The organism is Streptomyces kunmingensis (assembly GCF_039533535.1).
Classification (GTDB): Bacteria; Actinomycetota; Actinomycetes; order Streptomycetales; family Streptomycetaceae; genus Streptomyces; species Streptomyces kunmingensis.
Genome location: NZ_BAAATS010000014.1, coordinates 80,497 through 95,174, shown reverse-complemented (window position 1 = coordinate 95,174; position 14,678 = coordinate 80,497). Strand labels below are relative to the sequence as shown.

The 14,678-nt window shown below is 73.0% G+C and carries 11 protein-coding genes; 5 read left to right on the top strand and 6 right to left on the bottom strand.

Going from position 1 to position 14,678, the window contains the following annotated elements; all coding sequences use genetic code 11:
- Positions 1 to 59: 59 nt before the first annotated feature.
- The 4 genes from ABD366_RS17545 to ABD366_RS17530 all read right to left on the bottom strand — a co-directional run bounded on the left by ABD366_RS17545 (position 60) and on the right by ABD366_RS17530 (position 6,148).
- A complete protein-coding gene (locus ABD366_RS17545) occupies positions 60 to 1,241 on the bottom strand; it encodes an acyl-CoA dehydrogenase family protein (RefSeq protein ID WP_324766687.1) in 1,182 nt (393 codons plus the stop codon).
- A gap of 6 nt (positions 1,242 to 1,247) precedes the next feature.
- Entirely contained in the window at positions 1,248 to 2,474 is a 1,227-nt protein-coding gene (locus ABD366_RS17540; protein ID WP_324766688.1) for a CaiB/BaiF CoA transferase family protein, read from the bottom strand.
- Positions 2,475 to 2,642: 168 nt separating this feature from the next.
- Complete coding sequence (locus ABD366_RS17535; RefSeq protein ID WP_324766689.1) at positions 2,643 to 3,557, bottom strand: LysR substrate-binding domain-containing protein; 915 nt, start codon at positions 3,555 to 3,557, stop codon at positions 2,643 to 2,645.
- Positions 3,558 to 3,610: 53 nt separating this feature from the next.
- Positions 3,611 to 6,148 (bottom strand): acyl-CoA dehydrogenase family protein, encoded by a 2,538-nt coding sequence (locus ABD366_RS17530; RefSeq protein WP_324766690.1) that lies wholly within the window; start codon positions 6,146 to 6,148, stop codon positions 3,611 to 3,613.
- 301 nt (positions 6,149 to 6,449) lie between these two features.
- Here ABD366_RS17530 and ABD366_RS17525 point away from each other — a divergent pair, with 301 nt between their 5' ends.
- Positions 6,450 to 8,189, top strand: coding sequence for an MFS transporter (locus tag ABD366_RS17525; protein WP_324766691.1), 1,740 nt, complete (start codon positions 6,450 to 6,452; stop codon positions 8,187 to 8,189).
- 119 nt (positions 8,190 to 8,308) lie between these two features.
- Here the strand turns inward: ABD366_RS17525 and ABD366_RS17520 are convergent, their stop codons facing one another.
- Positions 8,309 to 10,072: an immunoglobulin domain-containing protein gene (locus ABD366_RS17520; RefSeq protein WP_324766692.1), complete on the bottom strand. Its 1,764-nt coding sequence runs from the start codon at positions 10,070 to 10,072 to the stop codon at positions 8,309 to 8,311.
- Positions 10,073 to 10,080: 8 nt separating this feature from the next.
- Complete coding sequence (locus ABD366_RS17515; protein WP_324766693.1) at positions 10,081 to 10,611, bottom strand: hypothetical protein; 531 nt, start codon at positions 10,609 to 10,611, stop codon at positions 10,081 to 10,083.
- A gap of 200 nt (positions 10,612 to 10,811) precedes the next feature.
- On the opposite strand from ABD366_RS17515, the gene ABD366_RS17510 reads away from it, so the two are divergent.
- The 4 genes from ABD366_RS17510 to ABD366_RS17495 all read left to right on the top strand — a co-directional run bounded on the left by ABD366_RS17510 (position 10,812) and on the right by ABD366_RS17495 (position 14,649).
- Positions 10,812 to 11,480, top strand: a complete 669-nt coding sequence (locus ABD366_RS17510; protein WP_324766751.1) for a class I SAM-dependent methyltransferase — start codon at positions 10,812 to 10,814, stop codon at positions 11,478 to 11,480.
- Between the two features lie 22 nt (positions 11,481 to 11,502).
- A complete protein-coding gene (locus ABD366_RS17505; RefSeq protein WP_411293633.1) occupies positions 11,503 to 12,528 on the top strand; it encodes an N-acetylmuramoyl-L-alanine amidase in 1,026 nt (341 codons plus the stop codon).
- Between the two features lie 129 nt (positions 12,529 to 12,657).
- The gene (locus tag ABD366_RS17500) at positions 12,658 to 13,527 is read left to right on the top strand and encodes a hypothetical protein (RefSeq protein WP_324766694.1); all 870 of its coding nucleotides are present in this window, start codon (positions 12,658 to 12,660) and stop codon (positions 13,525 to 13,527) included.
- Positions 13,528 to 13,638: 111 nt separating this feature from the next.
- The gene (locus tag ABD366_RS17495) at positions 13,639 to 14,649 is read left to right on the top strand and encodes an LLM class F420-dependent oxidoreductase (protein ID WP_324766695.1); all 1,011 of its coding nucleotides are present in this window, start codon (positions 13,639 to 13,641) and stop codon (positions 14,647 to 14,649) included.
- The last annotated feature ends 29 nt before the right edge of the window (positions 14,650 to 14,678 follow it).

Below are 14,678 nucleotides of genomic sequence, written 5' to 3'. Positions count from 1 at the left end.
AGCCCTCCTGCCACCTGCCACTACCTGACTGATCGTCAGATAGTGGCAGGGCGGAGCGGCTAACGGAAGGCCGCGTGGCCCGTCAGCGCCTGACCGAGGGCGAGCGTGTGCATCTCGGTCGTGCCTTCGTACGTCAGGACGGACTCCAGGTTGTTGGCGTGCCGGATCACCGGGTATTCGAGGCTGATGCCGTTCGCGCCGAGGATCGTGCGGGCGGTCCGGCAGATCTCGATGGCCTCGCGTACGTTGTTCAGCTTGCCGAAGCTGATCTGTGCGGGGTGCACCCCGGCGTCCGAGTCCTTGAGGGCCGACAGGTGCAGCGCCGTCAGCGTCGCCTTGTGCAGTTCGAGCGCCATGTCGACCAGCTTCTGCTGCGTCAGCTGGAACGCGGCGATCGGCTTGCCGAACTGCTCGCGCTGCACCGCGTAGTCCCGCGCCGACTGCCACGCCGAGCGGGCCGCGCCCGTGACGCCCCAGACGATGCCGTAGCGGGCCTCGTTCAGGCAGGTGAGCGGGGCGCCGACACCGCGCGCCTCGGGGAGCTGCGCCGAGGCCGGGAGGCGTACGCCGTCCAGGACCAGCTCGCTCGTCACCGACGCGCGCAGCGACATCTTGTGCTTGATGAGCGGCGCCGAGAAACCGGGGGTGCCGGTGGGGACGACGAAGCCCCGTACGCCGTCCTCGGTCTGCGCCCAGACCACGGCGACGGCCGCCACCGAGCCGTTCGTGATCCACATCTTGCGGCCGTCGAGCACCCAGTCGGCGCCGTCGCGGCGGGCCCGCGTCGTCATCGACGCCGGGTCGGAGCCGTGGTCGGGCTCGGTCAGGCCGAAGCAGCCGATGGCCTCCCCCGCGGCCATCCGCGGCAGCCACTCCTGCTTCTGCTCCTCGGAGCCGAAGCGGTGGATGGCGAACATGGCGAGGGAGCCCTGGACCGAGACGAAGGAGCGCAGGCCCGAGTCGGTGGCCTCCAGCTCGCGGCAGGCGATGCCGTACGCGCGGGCCGACATCCCGGCACAGCCGTACCCCTCCAGGTGCATGCCGAGCAGGCCCATCTTGCCGAATTCCCGGGCGAGTTCGGGCAGGGCGGGCAGTTCGCCGGATTCGAACCAGTCGGCGATGTGCGGCTCGACCTTGTCGTCGAGGAACTGGCGGACGGTGTCGCGTACGGCCCGCTCCTCGTCGGTGAAGAGGGCTTCGAGGTTCAGCGGGTCGACGGGGTCGACGGCGGGGAACGGCATGGTCTCTCAGGCTCCTTGCGGGTGAGGGTCTTCGGGCGCGGCGGTCAGGAGACGGTCGGTCTCCGCTTCCCCGTACCCGAGTTCGGCGAGTACGGCACGGCTCTGCTGTCCGAGGATGGGCGGTGCGCTGCGCACGGGCGGGCGCTCGCCGCGGAAGGTGACGGGGAACGCGACCTGCCGCAGCGGCCCCACCACCGGGTGGTCGACCTTCTGCACCATGCCGAGCGCGGCGGTCTGCGGGCAGTCGTAGACCTCGTCGAGGGTGCGGATGGCGGCGACGGGGACACCGAGGGGCTTCAGCAGGCCGGTCCAGTGCGCGACCGGCTCGTCGACGAGGACGGACTCCAGCTTGGCGTTGAGGGCGGTGCGGTGGGCGACCCGGTCGCGGTTGGTGGCGAACCGCGGGTCGTCCGCCCACTCCGGGTGGCCGAGGGCGCCCACTAGACGGCGGAACAGGGCGTCGTTGCCGACCGCGATCACGAAGTGCCCGTCGGCCGCGGAGTACGCCTGGTACGGGACGAGGCTGGGGTGGCCCGAGCCGAGCCGGGCGGGGCGCTCGCCGGTGGCGAAGTAGCCGGTGGCCCAGTTGATGTGCAGGGCGAGCTGGGACTCGTAGAGGGAGGTCGTGACGGACTGGCCGCGGCCCGTGCGCTCGCGTTCGACGAGGGCCGCGTTGACGCCGACGAGGCCGAAGAGGGCGGCGCCGAGGTCGCCCATCGCGTAACCGGCCTTGACGGGCGGTCCGTCCGGTTCGCCCGTGAGGGACATCAGGCCCGCGCTCGCCTGCGCCACCATGTCGTAGCCGGGCTCGTCGCGCAGCGGACCGGTGTCGCCGAACGCGGAGATGTGCAGGACGACCAGGCGCGGGTAGCGCTCGCTCAGTTCCTTGTGGTCGAAGAGGCGGGCGAGGGTGGAGCCCGGCCGGAAGTTCTCGACCAGCACGTCCGCGTCGGCGAGCATCCGGTGCACGGCCTCCTGGCCGCCCGCGGACTTGAGGTCGAGGGTGACGGAGCGCTTGCTGCGGTTGGCCGCCAGGTAGTACGTGGCATCGGGGCCGTTGAAGGGCGGGCCCCAGGAGCGGGTGGGGTCGCCGCCGTCCGGATGCTCGACCTTGATGACGTCGGCGCCCAGGTCGGCGAGGGACATGGTGACGTACGGGCCCGCGAGGATCTTGGAGAGGTCGACGACCTTCATGCCCTTCAGGGGCGCCGCTGCGGTCTCGGGCTCAGGCACGGTCGTTCTCCCGGAGGTCGGCGGGCGGGGCCCGTCCACCATCCGGCAGCCGGGCGACGTGGTCCAGGGCGGGCGCTTCGCCGGCGGAGCCGTGCACGCCGCTTCCCGATCACTGTGCCCCGCGCGATTAGGTGCTGTCCAAGACCGATAACGGGCTCGATCGAGACGTCATCCGTCATGATCCGGCGCGTCGGCGGGGGTCGGCAGGACCTCCTCGGCCACCCGCAGCACCGCTTCCAGGGCCGCCGACCTGTCGCCGGTGCGCCAGGCGAGGGCCATCGGCAGGACCGGCACCTCGTCCCCGGTGAGCGGCCGGAAGACGACGTGTTCCAGGTGGATGTCGCGGGCCGACTCCACGACGACGGCGACCCCGACACCCGCCCCGACCAGGGCCAGCATGGTGTACGAGTCCGGGGCCTCCTGCGCGATGCGCGGCGCGAACCCGGCGTCGTGGCAGGCCTGCACCATCGCCTCGCGCACCGCCGACTCGCGCGAGAGCGGGAACGTGACGATGGGCTCGTCCGCGAGTTCGCTCACCGGCACCCCGGGCCGGCCGGCGAGCGGATGGCTGTCGGGCAGGGCGAGGACGAGGCGTTCCATGCGGACGACCCGGGCGGTGATGCCGCGCCGCACCGGCAGCGCGACGAAGCCGATGTCGAGGGTGCCGTCGATGATCCGGCGCAGCGCTTCCCCGGTGTAGGTCCGGCCCTCCAGGACCAGCTCGATGCCCGGGAGCCGGGAGGTCACGGCGCGGGTCAGCAGCGGCAGCGCGGAGTAGCTGCTGGCCCCGGCGAAGCCGACCGTGACGCGGCCGGCCTCGCCGAGGTGGGCGGCGCGTACGGTGCGGCGCACGGCGGAGGCGTCGGCGAGCAGCCGCCGGGCCGGCTCCACCAGCGCCTGCCCCGCGGGGGTCAGCCGTACGGTGCGTGTCGTGCGCTCGAAGAGCCGGACGCCGAGGTCGCGTTCGAGGAGCCTGATCTGCTGGCTGAGCGGGGACTGGGCGATGTGCAACCGCTCGGCGGCCCGCCCGAAGTGCAGTTCCTCGGCGACGGCCACGAATCCGGTGAGGTGTCTCAGCTCCACGGCCCGACGATACGTCGCCGTACGAGAGGCTCCGCCGGCATCGCGGCGGGGGCTCAGTCCCTGGGCAGCCCCAGAATCCGCTCCGCCACCACGTTGAGCTGTACCTGGGTCGTGCCGCCGGCGATCGTCAGGCAGCGGGAGAGCAGGAAGCCGTGCAGGGCCCGTTCGCCCGGCCCTTCGCGGAGTGCGCCCGTCGGGCCGAGGAGTTCGAGGGCCAGTTCGGCGACCTTCTGCTGGTGCGGGGTCTGGACCAGTTTGCGGACGGACGCCCCGGCCCCGGGCTCCTCGCCCGCGATCTGCCGCATCGTCGTCCGCAGGCCGATGCAGCCCAGGGCGTGCGCCTCCGCCGCGAGGGCCCCGATCCGCGCCCGGTACGCGCCGTCGAGGCCGCCGGACCGGGCGAGGAGCGCCTCCAGGCCGGTGTCGAAGGTCAGCTGGTCGGCCATGTGGACCCGTTCGTTGCCGAGGGTGTGCCGGGCGACCCGCCAGCCGTCGTCGACCTCCCCGACCACGGCGTCCGCGGGCAGCAGGACGTCGTCGAAGTAGACCTCGTTGAAGAGGGAGTCGCCGGTGATCTCGCGCAGCGGGCGGATGTCGATGCCGTCCGTGTTCTTCATGTCGACGAGGAAGTACGTGAGACCCCGGTGCTTGGGGGCCTGCGGGTTGGTGCGGGCCAGCAGGATGCCGTGGTCGGCCCACTGCGCGGCGCTCGTCCACACCTTCTGCCCGTTGATCCGCCAGCGCCCGTCCCCCGTCCGTTCGGCGCGGGTGCGCAGGGAGGCGAGGTCGGAGCCCGCGCCCGGTTCGGAGAACAGCTGGCACCACAGGAGGTCGCCGCGCAGGGTCGGCGGGAGGTAGCGGTCGCGTTGGGCGGGGGTGCCGTACGCGAGGAGGGAGGGGACGACCCAGGTGGCGATGCCGAGGTCGGCGACCTTGACCCCGGCCGCGCTCAACTCCTCCTGCACGGCGAGCTGTTGCACCGGTCCGGCGCCGAGCCCGTACGGCGGCGGCAGATGCGGTGCGGCGTACCCCGTCGGCGCGAGGGCACGGCGCGCGGCGGCCGGGTCGAGGCCGCGCACGCCCGCGATCACCGCCCGCGCCTCCTCCCGGTACCCGTTCGCCTCGGCGGGCAGCGCGCACCGCAGTTCGCGGCGGGCCCCCGCTCCGGCGAGCCGCACGGCCCGCAGCCGGTGCGCGTCCCCGGCGCCGAGGAGCTGCCGGGCGACGACGGCCCGGCGCAGATACAGATGGGCGTCGTGCTCCCAGGTGAAGCCGGTGCCGCCGAGGATCTGGATGCAGTCCTTGGCGCAGCTGTACGCCGTGTCGAGGGCGGACCCGGCGGCGAGCGCGGCGGCGAGGCCCCGTACGTCCTCGGCGGGCTCGTCGTCGAGGGCCCGCGCCGCGTCCCACACCAGGGCGCAGGCCTGCTCGACGCGGACGAGCATGTCGGCGCAGAGGTGTTTGACGCCCTGGAACCGTCCGATGGGCCGCCCGAACTGTTCGCGTACTTTGGCGTGCTCGGCGGCGGTGTCCAAAGCCCAGGCGGCGGTGCCGCAGGCGTCGGCGGCGAGCAGCACCGCCGCGAGGTCGCGGACGAGGGTGCCGTCCACGGCGAGGACCCGGCCGGCCGGGACGACGGCGCCCGCCGCGACGACCTCGGCGGTGGGCCTGGTCGGGTCGGCGCTCTCGTGCCCCCGCACGGTGAGCCCCGGGGTGTCGGCGTCGACCGCGAGCCAGACGACCCCGTCGGCGCTCTCGGCCGCGAGAACGAGCAGATCGGCGTCGGCGCCGGTCAGCACGGGGGGCGCGACCCCGTCGAGCACGAACCCGCCGGGCCCGACCACGGCGCCGAGCCCCCCGGACCCGAGGACGTCAGCGCCGAGACCCCCGGCCCCCGGGACGGCAGCGCCGAGCCGTTCCGACCCCGGGACGGCAGCGCTGGGGCCCTCCGACCCCGAGGCGGCAGCGCCGAGACCACCCGGCCCCGGGACGGCAGCGCCGAGACCCCCCGACCCCGAGACATCATCGCTGGGGCCCTCCGGCCCCGAGACGTCAGCGCCGTGCCCCTCCGGCCCCGAGACGTCAGCGCCGTGCCCCTCCGGCCCTGGGACGGCAACGCTGTGCCCCTCCGACCCCGGGACGGCAACGCCGGGACCACCCGACCCCGAGACGTCAACGCCGAGACCACCCAGCCCCGGGAGGGCAACGCCGAGGCCCCCCGGCCCGAAAGCGACGGCCCCGATCCGCTCCCCGCCTGCCAGTGCCCCGGCCAGATCATCGCGCCCCGCCCGCCGCAGCACCTCGGCGGTGAGCGCGCTGCCGAGGTAGGGGCCGGGCAGCGCCGCCCGGCCCGCCTCCTCGACGGCCACCGCGAGGTCGAGCAGGGTCCCGCCGCCGCCCCCGCAGGACTCCGGCAGGTGCACGCCGAGCAGGCCCTGTCCGGCGAGCCCGTCCCAGAAGGGCGGGCGGTGACCGGGCGCGGCCGGGGCGTCGAGCAGTTTGCGCACCTCGTCGGGCGGGACGACGCGCGCGATCCAGCCGCGCACGGCATCCGCGAGTTCCCGCTGTTCCTGCGTGATGGCGATGCCCATGCGGCGCACGGTAGAACACGTTCCAGTAGAGCGGAAGACCGAATCTGACGGTAAGTCAGAATTAACAACGAGGGCATCGATGTAAACAAAAGGTCAAGGATCGGCCTCGTACGACGATCGTCGGAATAGTCGCCTCAGGAAACAGGTTCGAGTTACACGCAAGCTGACCGCAGCGCACGCGGCGCACTCAGCTCACTCGTACCGCCCGCACACCGACGTGCACGCACACCGAGGTGCACGCACCCACCCGCCGTACGCGCACTCCGCCGTTCCCGAGACCGCCTTCCGGAGGCCCTCCGTAATGTCCCAGCCGACGACCACCACGCGCCGTACAGCCGGTGTCGTCCCCGTCCTCGCCTTCGCCGGCATCGTCGTCGCGGTGATGCAGACCCTGCTCGTGCCGGTGATCAAGGACCTGCCCGAGCTGCTGAGCACCGCTCCCTCCAACGCCACCTGGGTCATGACCGCGACCCTGCTCGCCGGCGCCGTCTCCACCCCGATCATGGGCCGCCTCGGCGACCTCGCGGGCAAGCGCAGGATGCTCCTCATGAGCCTTGCGATCATGGTGGTGGGGTCGCTGGTCTGCGGTTTCACCGACCAGCTCGTCGTGATGATCGCGGGCCGCGCCCTCCAGGGCTTCGCCATGGGCGCGATTCCGCTCGGCATCGGCCTGATGCGCGACATGCTGCCGCCCGAGAAGCTCGGCTCGGCCATGGCCCTGATGTCGTCCTCCATCGGCGTCGGCGGCGGTCTCGCGCTGCCGCTGGCCGCGCTCGTCGCGCAGCACGCCGACTGGCACGCGCTGTTCTTCGGCGCCGCGGGCCTCGGCGTCGTCTCGATCGTCCTCACGGTCCTCTTCGTCCCGGAGAGCCCGCTGCGCGCCAAGGGCACCTTCGACGTCGCGGGCGCCCTCGGCCTCTCGCTCGGCCTGGTCCTCTTCCTGCTGCCGATCACCAAGGGCAGCGACTGGGGCTGGAGCAGCGGTATGACGCTCGGCCTGTTCGCCGCGGCGCTCGTCGTGCTCCTCGCCTGGGGCGTGATGGAGCTGCGACTGAAGGCCCCGCTGGTCGACCTGCGCACCACCGCCCGCCGCGAGGTACTGCTCACCAACCTCGCCTCGATCATGGTCGGTGTCGCCTTCTACGCGATCTCCCTCGTCCTGCCGCAGCTGCTCCAGCTGCCGGCCGCCACCGGCTACGGCCTCGGCCAGTCGATGGTCGTCGCCGGTCTGTGCGTGGCGCCGCTCGGCCTGACGATGATGTTCACCGCCCCGGTCTACGCCCGCCTGTCCGCCCGCTTCGGCCCGAAGGTCACCCTGATCCTCGGCATGCTCATCATCGCGATCGGCTACGGCGCCGGGCTCGGCCTGATGAGCGCTGCCTGGCAGACGATCGTGATCTCGGTGGTCGTGGGCGCGGGCATCGGCCTCGCCTACTCCTCGCTGCCCGCGCTGATCATCGGCGCGGTCGACGCCTCGGAGACGGGCGCGGCCAACGGCCTCAACACCCTGATGCGCTCCATCGGTACGTCTGTGTCGTCGGCGGTCATCGGCATGGTCCTGGCCAACACGGCGAACCACGTGGGCGGCGCCGCCGTCCCGACGATGACCGGCTTCCGCACCTCCTTCATGATCGCCACGGGCGCGGTCGTCGTCGGTGTCCTGCTCGCCCTGTTCCTGCCGGGCCGCCGCGCGGCCACCGTGCGCCAGCACGTCCAGCTGCGCGCCAGCAGCGAGGAGGACGCCAACCTGGCACGCGCCGAGGTGGCCCTCGCCGACTTCCGCGGCCAGGTCCTGGACCCGGCGGGCCTGCCCGTCGCCCACGCCAAGGTGACGCTGATCGACCGGCGCGGCCGGCAGGCGGGCGCGGCGCTGACCGACGCCGAGGGCCGCTACGCCCTCGCCGTGCCCTCCGGCGGGTCCTACGTCCTCGCGGTGACGGCCCCCGGCCACGCACCGCACGCCTCGGCCGCCACGCACCACGGCGAGGCGCGCCCGGTCCACGTCGACCTGGCTCTGGCTGCGGTCGCCGAGAAGGTCTGACGGAACCGGCGGGGCTGCGGGCTCCGCACAAGAAGACGCGCCGCGCTTTTGCGCGGCGCGTCTTCTATTTCTATGCGGCGCGTCTTCTATGCGGAGCCCGTAATCCAGCGGCCCGTGATCTAGGCGGTGCTGGTACCGGTGCCGGTGCCAGAGCCGACGCCGGTACCGCGGCGCCGAGCCCTGCGTACCGCCACCGCGCCCGCCGCCAGCAGGGCCGCCGCCGCTCCGGCCGCGGACAGGACGCCCGTACCGGTCGAGGCGAGGCTGCCGCCGGTGGAGCCGGAGGCGGCCGATCCGGTGGTGCCGCCCGTGGTGGAGCCGGTGGCGCCGCCCGTGGTGCCGGACGCCGGGTCCGCCGTCGCGCCGGAGGACGGGTTCGCCCCGTCGCCGCCGTCGTCTCCGCCCGCGTCACCGGAGCTGCCGCCCGGGTCGTCCCCGGGTGTGCCCTCCGACTCGCCCGGGGCCGGAGTCGGCGTGGCGGCCTCCGTGACCGTCAGGGTCGCCGCTTCCGTGCGGGCCACGCCCGCGTCGTTGCTGAACTCGGCGCGGAACTGCCGTCCGTTCATAGTGACTTCGGCCGTGAAGGCGTACGTACCCCCGTCGGCGCCCTCCCCCGCTCCCTCGACGTCCTGCCAGGTCTGCCCGTCGTCCGCGCTGGACTGCCAACGGACGTTCGGGGCAGGGCTGCCCTCCGCCTCCGCCGTCAGCTCGACCTTCGTCCCGGCCTCGGCGGTGACGTCGGCGGGCTGCCGCGTCACCTGGGGCGTGATCTGCCGGACGAGTTTGACGATGTTCGAGGCGGCCGGGCTGGGGTTGCCGACGAAGACCTCCCCGCCGCCCGGGGTGACCGCGACGGCCGAACTGCCGTACTGGGACGAGCTGTCGCGCAGCGCTACGGGCGCCGTCACCTCGGTCAGGGTCTTCGTGTCGTAGACGCTGAGCGAGCCGACGCCGTTGCCGTCCGAGCCGGGGGTGCCGGACGCCTCGCTGTCCTGCCGTACGAGGTAGGCGCGGGCGGAACCGGCGTCGAAGGCGACGTCACCGGCGTAGTCCGTGCCCCGCAGGGTGGCGCGCGGGGTGCCGTCGGCCGCGTACACCGCGACGGTGTCGCCGCGGCCCACCCACACCGAGCCGTCGGCGGGGTCGACCTCGATGAACGGCGTCGCGTTGCCCTGCGCGGCGGGCAGTTCATAGGAACCGGCAACGGTCAGGCCCGCCGACTCGACGCGGCGCAGCAGCCCCGCGCCCGTGTCGAGGTACCAGACGCTGCCCCGCCCGGTGTCGACGGCGAACGGGCCGCTGCCGCCGGGTTCCACGGAGCGCAGCACGGTCCCGGTGGCGGTCTCGATCTCGGAGAGCTTCGCGCCCTGGGCGGCGAAGGACGTGGTGTCGCTCGTGCCGGGCCCGAGGTCGGAGACGGTCGAACCGGCCAGCCAGACGCCGGACGCCTGTGTGTCCCCGTCCTTGGCCCAACCTATGCCGCGCAGCGGGTAGTTGAAGACGACGCCGTCGGCGGCGCCGGGCAGCGGCCCCGCCATCCGGCGCACCGCGGCGGTGGCGAGCGTGCCGGCCGCGTTCGGCGCCCGGGTCACCTTGCTGCGGAGAGCGCCGGTGGCGGGGTCGAGGACGTACAGGCCCCGCTCGTCGACATCGGCGGTGGCCGCGAGGTTGTCGGCGCCGACGTACAGCTTGCCGGAGGTGGGGTGGAGGAGCAGGTCGAGAGGTTTGCCGACACCCGTGAACTCGGCCTGCCGGACGTACAGTTCGGTGCCGGGCGCGGGTTCTTCGGCGGCCACGGCGGGCGCGGGGGCGGCCCCGAGGACGACAGCGGCGGCGGCCGCGACACGCACCGCCCGTCTTCGTCCACGTACGGAGTGATCCATGGCGGCCTCTACTGGAAGTCGATCGGCGCGTGGACGTCGTAGGCGCGGTTCGCGGACGCCGTGTGGTCGGCGCGGGTCACGACGGCGCACTCGACGGTGGAGCCGCAGACGTTGCCGCCGCCGAGGTCGGCCTTGACGTGGATCGTCACGCTGAAGCTGCCGTTCGCCCCGAAGGTGGTGCTGTTCGGCACGGTGCCGCCGCCCTGGTTGGAGATCCAGTACGAGGCGCCGGTGGTGCCGGACTCGTCCTGGCCGCCGAGGCACGGGGTGGGCTTGTTGGCGCCCTGGTCTCCGTCGATCGCGCACAGGCCGACGTAGATGCCCCGCGCGGTGTTGTAACCGCTGCCGCCGACCGTGATGTTGGCCCCCGTCGTGGCCGCGCTGCCGGGAGCGGTGAGCGACAGGTTGTAGGTGGCGCCGCCGTCGGTGACGGTGCGGGTCACGGTCGCGGCGGAGGCCGAGCCGGCGAGGGTGATGGTCAGCGCGGTGGCGGCGACGGCGGCCAGGCCGAGGCGGGAGGCGGTACGGAAGGCAGTCATGGCAACGGGACCTTTCTCGTCCACGGAGCCGGGGCAGAGGGAAGCACGGCGCACCACCCCCACCACCGAACTTAGGTAAGCCTTACCTAACCTTGACCGTCTGTGGTGTGTCAACCGGTCCTGTACCAACTGTGCTGCGCCAACCGGGGCCCGAGGTGGAGGAAGGGCTGCCGAGCCGGTGCTCCACGGCGTACGGCAGCATGAGCGACATGACCACATCAGGGAGCACCCCGGCCCCGGACGTCCTCGCCGCCTTCGAGAAAGCCAAGGGCTTCATGCCGCTCGGCGAGGGCCTCGCGCTGTACGCCGCGGCGGTCGAGGCCGCCGCGCTTGGCCTGCCGCTCCTGGAGGTCGGCACGTACTGCGGCCGCTCCACCATCCTGCTCGCCGACGCCGCCCGCGCCGCCAGGGTCCCGGCGCTCACCGTCGACCACCACCGGGGCAGCGAGGAGCAGCAGCCCGGCTGGGACTTCCACGACCCGGAGACGGTCGATCCGGTGGTCGGGCTGATGGACACACTCCCCACGTTCCGGCGCACGCTGCACGCGGCGGGCCTGGAGGAGCACGTGATCGCGATGGTCGGCCGCTCCCCGCAGGTCGCGCGGGCCTGGGGCGGAAAGCTGGGGCTCGTCTTCATCGACGGCGGCCACACCGACGAGCACGCGAACGCCGACTACGAGGGCTGGGCGCCGCACGTCGCCGACGGCGGGCTGCTCGCCATCCACGACGTCTTCCCCGTCAAGCACGACGAGTGGACGGGCCAGGCCCCGTACCGCGTGTACCTGCGGGCACTGGAGTCCGGCGCGTTCACCGAGGTCTCGGTACACGACTCCCTGCGCGTCCTGCGCCGAACAGGAGCAGGGAGCTGAGCGCGCGGTTAAGGTCGGGAACGTGTCATACGTAGGTCCGGAACCAGACGACTTTGATGACTTCTACCGCGACGACGACCCGGGGCGCGGCTCCGGCGGGCGTCGGTTCCGCGGGCGCCCGGTGCTGGTCACCTTCGCCGCGCTCGTGCCGACGGCGCTCGCGGGGTGGCTGGTGTGGCAGGTCGTGAGCGGTCCCGGGGAGAGCGAGCCGCCCAAGGTGCTGCCGGCGCCGGGCCAGTCCTCGACGTCCCCGGCCGGGACTCCTTCGGACGCGGACGCCAAGGCGCCGAGCCCGTTCCCGTCGAAGTCCGCCACGTCACCGGCCGCGCCGACGACATCGAAGGCACCGTCGAAACCGGCGGCCGGCGGCTCGGGCCCCCTCAAGGGCAAGGTCGTCGTCATCGACCCGGGTCACAATCCGGGTAACTTTCAGCACACGGCCGATATCAATCGGCAGGTGAACGTCGGCAACGCCACCAAGGAGTGCGACACCACCGGCACCTCCAGCAACGCCGGTTACACGGAAGCCCAGTTCACCCTGGACGTGTCGCGCCGCCTGCGCACCCTCCTCGAACAGCAGGGCGCCACCGTGAAGTTGACGCAGAACGGCGACCGGGCCTGGGGCCCGTGCGTCACCGAGCGCGCCGCGATCGGCAACCAGGCCAGGGCGGATGCCGCGATCTCCGTCCACGCGGACGGTTCCGCCGCGGGCAACCGCGGCTTCCATGTGATCCTTCCCGCATCCGTGCACGCGGGGGCCGCGGACACCCGCCCGATCGTCGCCTCCTCGCGCGACCTCGGCGAGCGCATCGCGGGCAAGTTCATCCAGGTCACGGGCCAGCCCCCGTCGAACTACATCGGTGGCGGGACGGGCCTGGACACCCGCAGTGACCTGGGCGGACTCAATCTGTCGACCGTGCCGAAGGTCTTCATCGAGTGCGGCAACATGCGGGACACGCAGGACGTGAACCGGCTGACCTCCGGCACATGGCGGCAGAAGGCGGCCCAGGGCCTCTCTGAGGGAATCGTGAGTTTCCTGCGAGGGTAGATGTCACCCTGTGGATCTCGGCGGACACCCACAGGACGCGGACGATAGTGTCCTCCGTACGATGAGGGGCCACCCCCGCGCTTGGCGCCGCCTCCTCCGATGACGAGACGACTGACGAAGGACCCTGAAGTGAATATCCGCTCCCTCACTCGAGGCGACGGCGTGGTGATCGGAGCAGCGGTGTTGCTCTTCATCGCCTCGTTCCTCGATATCTACTCGATCGACGGCGCGCCCGACGGCGTCGAGCTGCCGAACTCGTGGAGCAGCGGCCCGCTGCTGATGAGTGTTGTCCTCGCGGGCATCATCGGTGCGGCTCTCATCGTCGTCTCCCGGGGGCTGCCGCAGCCGCGCAAGGTGGCGGGTCTGGACCTCGGCCAGTTCGGTGTCGCGTGCGCCGTACTCGCCGCGTGGGCCGCGCTCGGCAACATCTTCGACCCGTCCGGTGGCGCCAACAACGTCGGCACCAGCAGCAGCGACGGCCCCGACGCCGGCATCGGCCTCATCCTCGCCCTGATCGCCACCCTGGTCATGGCCGCCGCCGCGATCGCCACCCCCCTGGTCCCGGCCCTCAAGGCCGCCCTCGTCGGCGCCCCGCGCCCGCAGCAGCCGCAGCCCTACGGTGGTCAGCCGGGCGGTTCCTACGGTTACCCGGGCGCCCAGCAGCAGCCGGGTCAGCCGTACGGTGCGCAGCCGGGTCAGCCCGGTCCGGGTCAGCCCGGTGGTGGCCAGCCGTTCGGCGGGCAGCCGCAGCAGGCCGCCGCTCCGGCTCCCGGCGCCCCGCAGGGCGGGCAGCCCGCCGGGGACTTCTCCCCGTTCTGGTTCGCCGTGCCGGTGCCGCGTCCGCTGTACGCGGAGGACGGCTCGCCGACGCCGATCGCCGAACTGGCGCCGGGTACCTGGTACTTGGCCGTCGAGCAGCGCGGTCCCGGCCTCGTCGCCCAGACGCAGGACGGCCGCCGCGGCGTCCTCCAGGACACCACGGGGATTCAGCGCGGCTGATCCCCCAGCGCCTCGCCGAGGCCCCTCGCCCACCTTCCGGGCGAGGGGCCTTTCGCGTACAGTCGCCCGACAGTTCAACTGACACACCGTCAGCCGGCAGGAGGGGGCGCGATGCGGCTCGGACTCGCACTCGGCTACTGGGGGCGCGGGCCCGACCCCGGCCACCTCGACCTCGTACGGAGCGCGGAGGAGCTGGGGTACGACTCCGTGTGGACCTCCGAGTCCTGGGGCAGCGACGCCTTCACCCCGCTGACCTGGTTCGCCGCGCACACGAGCCGGATCCGGCTCGGTACCGCCATCGCGCAGATGGCGGCCCGCTCCCCCACCACGACCGCCATGCACGCGCTCACCCTCGACCATCTCTCCGGCGGGCGGATGATGCTCGGGCTCGGCCTGTCCGGGCCGCAGGTCGTGGAGGGCTGGTACGGGCGGCCGTTCCCCCGCTCACCGCTGACGGCGACCCGCGAGTACGTCGACGTCGTACGCCAAGTGCTGCGGCGCGAGGGCCCGGTCGAAACCGACGGGCGCTTCCACCCCCTGCCCTACCGGGGCGAGGACGGGACCGGCCTCGGCAAGCCGCTCAAGCCCATCACGCACCCGTTGCGCGCCGATCTACCCGTCCTGCTCGGCGCCGAGGGGCCGAAGAACGTCGCGCAGACCACGCGGATCGCGGACGGCTGGCTGCCGCTGTACTGGTCGCCGACCCGGACGGACGCGTACGAGGCGGCACTGACCGGGCTGCCCGACGGCTTCATGGTCGCGCCGATGGCGCGGGCGCAGGTCTGTGACGACGTCGCCGAGGGGCTGCTGCCCGTCAAGGCCATGCTCGGGTTCTACATCGGCGGCATGGGGCACAGCACCCGTAACTTCCACGCCGATCTCATGGCGCGCATGGGCTACGAGGCGGAGGCCCGCCGCATCCAGGAACTGTTCGCCGAGGGGCGGCGCGAGGAGGCGGTCCTCGCGGTGCCGGACGCGTTCGCCGACGAGATCTCGCTCGTCGGGCCGCGCCGGCGCATCGCCGAACGCCTGGAGTTGTGGCGCAAGGGGCCGGTGACGGACCTGCTGGTCCTGTCACCGGATCCGGTCACCCTGCGCGTCCTCGCCGAACTCAACTCATGAGCCGCACTCACGCAATGAGCCGCACACAA

Bases quoted from the DNA above. Each gene is read 5' to 3' on its own strand.
- ABD366_RS17545 (WP_324766687.1), bottom strand. From the start codon at position 1,241: ATGCCGTTCCCCGCCGTCGACCCCGTCGACCCGCTGAACCTCGAAGCC.
- ABD366_RS17530 (WP_324766690.1), bottom strand. From the start codon at position 6,148: ATGGGCATCGCCATCACGCAGGAACAGCGGGAACTCGCGGATGCCGTG.
- ABD366_RS17525 (WP_324766691.1), top strand. From the start codon at position 6,450: ATGTCCCAGCCGACGACCACCACGCGCCGTACAGCCGGTGTCGTCCCC.
- ABD366_RS17520 (WP_324766692.1), bottom strand. From the start codon at position 10,072: ATGGATCACTCCGTACGTGGACGAAGACGGGCGGTGCGTGTCGCGGCC.
- ABD366_RS17515 (WP_324766693.1), bottom strand. From the start codon at position 10,611: ATGACTGCCTTCCGTACCGCCTCCCGCCTCGGCCTGGCCGCCGTCGCC.
- ABD366_RS17510 (WP_324766751.1), top strand. From the start codon at position 10,812: ATGAGCGACATGACCACATCAGGGAGCACCCCGGCCCCGGACGTCCTC.
- ABD366_RS17495 (WP_324766695.1), top strand. From the start codon at position 13,639: ATGCGGCTCGGACTCGCACTCGGCTACTGGGGGCGCGGGCCCGACCCC.